Below are 8061 nucleotides of genomic sequence, written 5' to 3'. Positions count from 1 at the left end.
TCTCGTCGTCTGGACCGATATCATCTTCCCGAATGGCTCGACTCTGCAGATCGGCGGTATGGCCGGGACCGACTCGGAGGGCTATGGCGGTTTCAACGACAAGGTCGACAACCACTACCTCCGGACCTTCGGCTCGGCCGCGCTCGTCGCGCTCATCGGGACGGGAATAGACATGTCGATGCCTGAGAGTTCAACTCTTGCCACGCAGGACACGGCCTCAGACGCGGCGCGTCGAAATTTCGCCGAGACTTTCGGACGAGTCGCCGAGCAGACCATCTCGAAGAATCTCAATGTCCAGCCGACGATAAAGATCAGACCCGGCTACCGGTTCAATTTGCTCGTAGATCAGGACATCATTTTCCCGGGCAGCTACGGGGGGTAAAGTCCGAACGGGGCTCACACGAATGAGGAGATAGTCGATGGTCGACAGGATGTCAGAACGTGCGAAAGACGATCTCGACCGCGTAATACAACAGCTTTACGCCATCGCGCCCGAAGTCGATAAGCTTGCTACTGACTGCGGGAAAGCGCTGCAGTCAAATGTCGATGCCGTCGGCGACTACATCTCAAAGCGGACTGAGAAGGCATTTTCTGATATTCGAGAGGCGATTGCGCACCTCTATGCCGCAGGACATGCGGTCATGGAGGAGCGAGACAGCTTTTTTCGAAGGCCGAAGATACGACGATAATCCGATTGCGTATCAGCTGGCAGTTCCCTTGGCGCAGCACTAGTGCTTTCCAGCCAAGAGAGTTTTGGCTTCGTCAGTCAATATCAAAGCCGGGGTCCCGTTAAACGCGACCTCGCGAACAAGGTCTGCTCCAACCTTTCGATAGTCTTGGTCGCGACCCGACGGTCGCCGATAAGCCAAACTCGACCCACACGTCTTTGATGCCTAAATTTCGCAATCGGCATCCAAGGTATCAAGCGAAGTCTTCGTGATGGATGTTGCTTCAGGTTTCATCATGCCGGTCCGTGTTTCCTAAGTATTCACGTAGGGGTCAGCCTGCTCACCTTCAAGGTGGTGGCCGTTCCGTGTAAAGCCCCCGGATGCTAGACCAGTAAGTCGCGGGGAAAGAGCATGCCGTTTTATAGAGTGACCTCTCACACGTTGCTCATCGAAGCTGACAATCCCGCAGAGGCCGCGATGAACGCTTACCGTATGTTCGAAGATCGAACGCCCACCAACTTTGAGGTTGTCGGTCCAGACACGGAGGTCAACGAGGTTCATCTCACCTCGGAGCAACAAGAGCAGGCAATCACAATTGCATTTACCAAGCGATCTGCGTCTTAGAAGTTCGAGCTGCCGTGGCTGCGCGGCGAATGCAGTGAGCACGCGACGCAAGGATCATTCCCTCTTGCAAAACTGCAGTGGAAGTGACACCGGCCAATCGCTAAAATAATTCTCAAGACAGTACGCGCTGTGTTGCTCGATTCTCACGCGCGCAAACCTGTTGGCGAGCACCGCGGGCAGTGCGGGGACGTTGGGAGAAACTATGGATCACGAGAGAAATGACATTACCGCGGATATCGACTTGCGGCCGATTGTCGGACTGCTCTCGAACGAGTCCGAGCAAGTTATCGAGATCCTGACAGTTGGCGCGATCAAGAAACATCGCACGCTTGTGGACCGCGCAGAAAGACTGTTCCAAATCGCCCAAGCAGGTGACAGAGACGACGGCAAAGAGCCGAGTGAGGCGCATGTAGCCTATCTGGAGGCGACGATCGAAATGCACGCGCAGATGTCTGCGCTCACAACACTTCTCAACATACTGGGCCGAACGCCGAAGGTTTGATCAGATCAAGCCCCGTCGGATTGCCAAGGCCACGAGCTGCGTGTTGTTGCAGAGGTCATAACGGCGCCTGGCCTCGGAGAGCGAAATGCGGACGGTATTGTATTTGACGTGCTCAATTTCGGCCGTGTCTTCCACCGTTTTGCCAAGTGACAGCCATCGCGTGTAAGTCGCCTCTTTCGGAGAAAGATAGAACGGCTCCTGGAACGAGGGAGTTACCTTCAGCTGCTCAATACGGGCATGTAGCTGCCCAACCGCAGAAGATGCGGCGATCGGATCGATTTCGTCCCAGGCGCTCAAAACCGCTTTCGGTGAGACGAAGCTGAGTACTGAAATGCCACCATTAGAAATCGCAATCGGCATGGTAACGCCTGATCGGATCCCGAAATGCGATGCCGTTTCATAAAAGGTCTGGTCTTCCTCCGGCATTGTCTCGTTTTCTTGCGCACCTGACCAGATAAAGGCGCGCCGGAATTGCTGGGCTCGCTTCATGATTGGATGTCGCCGCTCCAGGTCCAGCTTCCTGCTACGTTTCAGCCAATCGGGAGACAGATTTGATATCACGTAAAAGTCGCCTGGCAGCAGTTTCGCGTAGTCGTAGCCTGTAAATTCAAACCGTTCTGCCAAATCTGCGAAGGCGGTCTTCAGCGTTGCATCATCATGTGCGACAGCGCCGATCTCTAAAAGCCCAGCGACGAGTTGGTTCATCTAAATCCCCTCCATTCAGTGCTGGTCCCTCGGTAGCGCGCCTCATAGCGACACCAACGGAACCTGGACGATCCTGCCCAACCTCTCTGGTAGATGTTGCCGCGTGCGCCAACTCATCTTGAGGTTGATTCATTTGTTTGCGCATGTCGATCACTCGCTATGCGTTTATGCGAAATTTATCCAACCTGAATTCGATAATCGGTGATTGAGTGATTTGGCACGATGTAATATGAAGTGCAGCGAAACGAAACGAAATCAGAACTGGTAATCGATTGTTTCAGAACGGGAAATTATTTCTGCCACCACCGAACGACGGCAGTGATTGGAAGGAATTGTTCAAGAAACTGGCTGCTGCGGGCGCAGGCAGGGCACTCGGTGAAGACGGATTTCCAGCAGGGCCATGGACGCCAGAGCTGCTTGCCGAGGCGATCTCACAGATCGATTCAAACCGCGCTGGGGTTGATCTGAGGACGGTTCAGCTTTGGTTTCAGGAAAACGACCGGGGAATTAGCGCGGCGAACATTCGTTGGCTTGCCAGGGTTTTTGGGTGTGATGATCCGGAAGCCACGGCCGCGTGGCAGGTCGAGCTAAGCGCGGCTCAGGCGCGGCTGCAGGCAAAGAGACGAGAGGCAAGAAAGGCAGACGACCGTGCGCCAGAACGTCCAGATACTTCGCGAGAACCCAAAGTTGATGACGAGCAGTCGTCATCGGTCGAGTCTACACGGGATGCCGAACCCGATCCCGATCGCAAGAAGCAGCCCTTCAGCTTAGCGCGAAGATCGGAGATGCTCTTCAGCGGCGGTTCGCCGCTAAACCTGCCCGCAGCGGTGTTTGCCGGCGCATCCGCCCTTGGCTTTCTGTCCTATATATTGGGGATACACAGCGCCGTTTACCTTCGCGCGGATAACGTTGCGAAAGAGGTGGGATTTCTCTGGGCGCCGAACTGGACGCTCCTATTCATGGTGCTCTTGCCGCTGTTTTTCTCGCTGGTCACCGAACTGCTCGCATTCTGGACAAAGGAGGGGCGCACGAAGCTGTGGACAATGAGCGACACGACAACAAGCGACGACGGTTGGTCCCGTAATGTGCAGAGGTCCTCCTTTTCATATTGGGCAGTGTTCGTGATCTGTGTGTTGTTCGCCGGTATTCTTCAATGGATTGGCGTCTGCCTGATCCCATTGCTGGAAGGCGGCGCAGACTACGCGACAAGTTGGGGCACGCTGGCAATTGTGCGACCGGAAGTCATTTCGGTCCCAGTGTCGATCGGGTTCACTGCACTCGCTTACCTCTACATGTGCCTCTGCTTTTACCTATTTTTCGCCGGGCTCATATTGCTCCACACGATGATCCACGATCTCAGGAGAATTGGCCTGGATGCAACGGTCCTTCCGCAACGTGGCTCTCGAGGCGAGGTCTATGAGCTTTGCTTAAGATTAATGCGTGGGATATTTCGTTGCACAATTCTAGGCATTCTGGTCGCGTTGTGCATGAAGGCTCAGAGCTCCTATCTGACATCGAACGCCAAAAACATTCTCGACTGGTTGGCCGGGGATTTGTCTTCAGCGCTGGCTGGACGCGATGGTGCCAGCAATGGGTTCCACTATCGGATGCCTACCCATTACAGCAGCCTGCTTGTTGCACTTTCGACCGTCGTTGTTTTTGTCTACGGTTCAATCTGCCTGCGAGGTATTGGCACGCAATTTCATAAACCTCTGTGGAACATGGCGGCGGTCGTGACACAGCTGTTTGCCACGTATCTGCTGGTTGACGCGTTCGTGGGGTTCTCAATTGTCTTGGGCATCGGTGTGTGCGTGGCCGTGTTCAGCCTGGTTGACCCCAGCCTAGGCAGTCGGCGATCCAATGGAATAGAAAGCAGACAAATTGTATCTTAGCTGGCTTGATCGGTGGGATGAACAGCGGGCGCGACGCGGTGAGGACGGGAAGGAAACTACTAGTTTCGCCCTTGATGCAGACCGTGCCTTTCCAGGTGAGGAGATCGACAGTATCCGCGATTTTTGTGCCCGCGCAGATAACGCTTCGAGTGATCCAACGTTTTTTGAGGAGCCGAAGGTCGCCGACCGAGACTTCGAAGTGAAAGATAGTTGGGTTAGGTTTCGGTCGGACATTTCTACCGACGTCGCGGAAAACAATGTTGTTTGGGCGAAAATCACCACGAGTGGCTCTCTCGACAAGGCACTGGTGATTTTTCACCATTGGAACGCTCGCACCAGAAACGCTCAAATTGCCGGCTTTTTGTCACGGTGCGGGATCACGGTCATCGAGATCGCGATGCCTTATCACTTCGAGCGTAGCCGTCCGGGCTCATTGCACGCGGATTACATGCTGAGCGCCAACCTTGGTCGAACGATCCAAGCCCTGAGGCAGGCGGTCTATGATGGAAGAAAACTCATCCGCTGGCTGAAAAGTGAGAGCTATGGAGAAGTCACCGTCCTCGGCATGAGCCTCGGTTCCTGGGTCGCAGGATTGATTGCCGCACATGATCCAAATGTTTCGAAGGCTTCGCTGTTTCTGACCGGTGGGAGCCTTGCCGATATGGTTTGGACCGGTCGCGCTACACGAACTATCCGAAGCAGCCTCGAGCCAGAGATCGCGTTGGCTGATCTCAGACGAGCATGGAGCCCACTCAGTCTCGAGAACTATGTGCATCGTCTGGCTCGGCCAGATCTTGATCTTCAAGTGGTGCTGGCCAAGAGAGACACGGTTGTGTTGCCGGAGCTCTCGGAAAGCTTGTTACTCGGTCTGAAAAACGCTGGCAGCCGGCCGCAGATCCTGAAGTTAAACTGTGGGCACTATTCCCTTGGGAAGCTACCATACATTTTATACGCCGGTTTGAGCTTAAAGCGGTTTCTGTCTTGAGTTGACCGGGTCCCCGGCAACGGAAATGTCAGCGCTACAATCGGGTGCTTGGCATGCCATAACTGAAATGCCTTTACGAACTTGACGAACTTATCCATCTTTGCCATATAAGTGCTTCTGTATGGAGGAAATGTTATGGCATCTCCCAAGGCAAAACCCAGCATCAAAGACGGCTCGGCCCGTAGGGATGGACCTGGTCGGTCCGTGGCTTTTTTCTTGGCGACAGGCGCCGGTGCGCTGCCGGAAGGTATGAGCGGCTTCAAAATCAAAGTTCCGGATAGTGCAACCAAAGTCCTGTCCGACGAGCCGAAGCGCGTGCAGGCGCTGCTGCAGCAATATGGACAGGCGATTTCAAGGAGTCGAACCGCCGGCAGGCGTGTGAGCTTCCGCGTTGACGTCGATCCAGAAGGCGAGATGGTCGTAACCCCGGTCGAAGACGCCGCAATGGCCGTCCCTGTGCTGCCTGAGGAGGACAGCACCGCAGATGCTGGCCTTGAGCAAGCTCTTGCCGCAGCCCGGGCACGCGGACGCTCGAAAGCAGCAGAAATCCTCGGGCAAGCCGATATGCTCAGCGCTGACGACTTTGCTCGCCTGCTCGGCACCACGCGGGTGACAGTCAATACCAAGCGGCAAAACGGTCAGGTGCTCGGACTCGACGGCGCCAAACGTGGGTATCGCTTCCCCGATTGGCAGCTCGATTCCGATGGCAAGCCATTTGCTGTACTCCCTATCCTTCACGAGAGCCTCGGTGGGGCCTGGGCAGTCTACCGCTTCCTGGTCCAGCCGCATGGAGAACTGGATGGTCTGACGGGTCGTGAAGCTCTGGAGCGTGGGCGAACTAAACAGGCGATCGCGGCAGCGGAAAGCGTTGGGCGAGATTTCCGGTAAATGGGAAATGCACTGCCGCCCGCCGGCTTCGAAACAGCACGCCTGCATCTACACGTCGTAGCGTCCGGCTCACGGTTCGGCCGCATCTACCTCGATAGATACCCTGATCCGCTCGGTTTCGGAAAGACACCGAGCCGCTTCAGCGACCCGCGGCGCCGCAAGTCCGCCAATCGCTTTGGCGTCCTCTACATGGGCGACACCATCAAAGTATGCTTTCTCGAAGCCGTACTGCGAGATCAACGCGATGGCTTGATCGGCGATCTCCCCATTGCCGAGTCAGCGCTTCACAACCGACAATACGCGCAGATCGAGGTGATCGATCCACTGACGATGGTTGATCTGCGCGACGACGGAGCGATCAAGATGGGTGTGCCGACGGATGTGGCAAAATCCTCCAAGCAATCCCTTGCTCGCGAATGGGCTGTCGCATTCCATGAACATCGAGATCAAGTCGACGGCATCATTTATCCGTCGAGGCTAAACGGGCACACGAATCTTGCGGTGTTCGATCGAGCCATCGGGAAGCTGAGGGCTGTCGGCGCAACAAGGCTGATACGGGCACCGGGTCTCGCGAATGTGCTCGATGACCTGAACGTTGCGATTGTCGATCCCTGATTCATCGCCACGTTCATCGTTGCTCGATAAGTCATTTCTGACCGCCGATCCTCGACAGATCGATCCTGATACCCGCCACTCCGATGTCCTTTGCGTTTGAGGGCTCGGCCTCGCTTTCAGCCGGCGCGGCATCATCAGCTGGCTCCGCCTCCACCGCCTTCGCCTTGTCGCTCGTGTCGGCGATAGCACCACCCGGGTCTTGAGCTTGAAACACGCCTTGGCCCTCGAACTGGCCTGTGTTCCAGGCGTAGACCGCATCGTCGAAGATTTGCGGAAAGACCTCAGCGCTTGTGGGGTTGCCATACCATTTTCTTACGATCCGAAGGATCTTGGCGAACATCGTAGATCCCTTGCGGAGGTTCTCGCAGGGCTCGACCAGATCGGACTTTATCTCTGAGGTATCCTTCACGCCGACACCGGCTGGAAACTGCGTCACCCCCACCCGGACCACTGCTTGGCCGACATACTGCCGAACGATGCCCATAGCCTCGTCTGGGGTTTTCGGCTTGGGAACGAGGATAATACGTCCGCCCGATTTGACGGTGACAGCAAGTGGGTCGCCGGAGCCCACCGCCGACACGAACCGCTCGACGACGGCAGGCTTGAGCGCCGGATCGGCACACTGTTTGATAAAGGCAGGGTCCATGACGATGGCTCCAAAGATCAGGTGTTGAAGGACACAATGAGGGGCTTGTCGAACAGCCGTGCCCAAGCCTCGGCGCTGGCGCGCTGTATGCCGATGATTGCCGTCCCTTTCGTCCACCAGTCGTTTCCGACGGCGACGACGAGGTCTGGATCGTGGAACATCGACTGCAAAACAGGCCAGATGATCAACTGCTCGTAGCAGATGAGTGGGGCCAGGCGCTGGCCGCCAACGGAAACGATCGGATTTGCGAAGAAGTCCGCTCGGGCTCCGCCGCTCTTTCCAATCAGTGGCAACCAGGGCTGCCACATCGAGCCAGGCACTGGCATGCGTTGCCGATAGAGGATCTCAGTTTCGGTGGCCGAGACGCGAACCAGCACGTTGTCATATCCTTCCGCATCGACGACAGCCGCGCCGGCGATGAGGCTCAGATCGGCCCCCGAAAGCTGCTGCCGCCACAGGCGTTCGACCGACGGCGTCCAAAACCCGAGAGCGCTTTCAGGCAAGAGCACGTAGGCGGTGTCGGGCCGACGCCGTAA

General features: G+C 56.2%; 11 protein-coding genes. 8 read left to right on the top strand and 3 right to left on the bottom strand.

Annotated elements, in window-relative coordinates; translation table 11 throughout:
• From BSG20_RS34330 to BSG20_RS34315, 4 genes are all read left to right on the top strand, one after another.
• On the top strand, nt 1-382 hold a 382-nt coding region (locus tag BSG20_RS34330; RefSeq protein ID WP_280142239.1), incomplete at its 5' end, for a TrbI/VirB10 family protein.
• A 37-nt stretch (nt 383-419) separates the two neighbouring features.
• The gene (locus BSG20_RS34325) at nt 420-689 is read left to right on the top strand and encodes a hypothetical protein (protein WP_093041888.1); all 270 of its coding nucleotides are present in this window, start codon (nt 420-422) and stop codon (nt 687-689) included.
• A 390-nt stretch (nt 690-1079) separates the two neighbouring features.
• Nucleotides 1080-1292, top strand: a complete 213-nt coding sequence (locus BSG20_RS34320) for a hypothetical protein (protein WP_093041885.1) — start codon at nt 1080-1082, stop codon at nt 1290-1292.
• A gap of 202 nt (nt 1293-1494) precedes the next feature.
• Nucleotides 1495-1794, top strand: a complete 300-nt coding sequence (locus tag BSG20_RS34315) for a transcriptional repressor TraM (protein WP_093041882.1) — start codon at nt 1495-1497, stop codon at nt 1792-1794.
• On the opposite strand, the gene BSG20_RS34310 is transcribed toward BSG20_RS34315, so the two are convergent.
• Nucleotides 1795-2499 (bottom strand): autoinducer binding domain-containing protein, encoded by a 705-nt coding sequence (locus BSG20_RS34310; protein ID WP_093041879.1) that lies wholly within the window; start codon nt 2497-2499, stop codon nt 1795-1797.
• A 272-nt stretch (nt 2500-2771) separates the two neighbouring features.
• On the opposite strand from BSG20_RS34310, the gene BSG20_RS34305 reads away from it, so the two are divergent.
• From BSG20_RS34305 to BSG20_RS34290, 4 genes are all read left to right on the top strand, one after another.
• Nucleotides 2772-4391, top strand: a complete 1620-nt coding sequence (locus tag BSG20_RS34305) for an RcgA family putative transporter (protein WP_093041876.1) — start codon at nt 2772-2774, stop codon at nt 4389-4391.
• Nucleotides 4381-5376, top strand: a complete 996-nt coding sequence (locus BSG20_RS34300; protein ID WP_093041873.1) for an RcgR family putative quorum lactone hydrolase — start codon at nt 4381-4383, stop codon at nt 5374-5376. Before BSG20_RS34305 ends, BSG20_RS34300 begins: the two co-directional genes overlap by 11 nt.
• A gap of 204 nt (nt 5377-5580) precedes the next feature.
• The gene (locus tag BSG20_RS34295; RefSeq protein ID WP_093041891.1) at nt 5581-6264 is read left to right on the top strand and encodes an XRE family transcriptional regulator; all 684 of its coding nucleotides are present in this window, start codon (nt 5581-5583) and stop codon (nt 6262-6264) included.
• On the top strand, nt 6265-6879 hold the full coding sequence (locus tag BSG20_RS34290; RefSeq protein ID WP_093041870.1) for an RES family NAD+ phosphorylase: 615 nt from the start codon (nt 6265-6267) through the stop codon (nt 6877-6879).
• A 31-nt stretch (nt 6880-6910) separates the two neighbouring features.
• Here the strand turns inward: BSG20_RS34290 and BSG20_RS34285 are convergent, their stop codons facing one another.
• On the bottom strand, nt 6911-7525 hold the full coding sequence (locus BSG20_RS34285; protein ID WP_093041867.1) for a TraH family protein: 615 nt from the start codon (nt 7523-7525) through the stop codon (nt 6911-6913).
• Nucleotides 7526-7542: 17 nt separating this feature from the next.
• Nucleotides 7543-8061 (bottom strand): nitrilase-related carbon-nitrogen hydrolase (locus BSG20_RS34280; protein WP_280142238.1); only part of this gene is annotated, 519 nt, incomplete at its 5' end.

It is taken from the genome of Rhizobium tibeticum (genome assembly GCF_900110205.1).
GTDB classification, from domain to species: Bacteria; Pseudomonadota; Alphaproteobacteria; order Rhizobiales; family Rhizobiaceae; genus Rhizobium; species Rhizobium tibeticum.
This window is presented reverse-complemented; position numbering and strand designations above follow the sequence as displayed.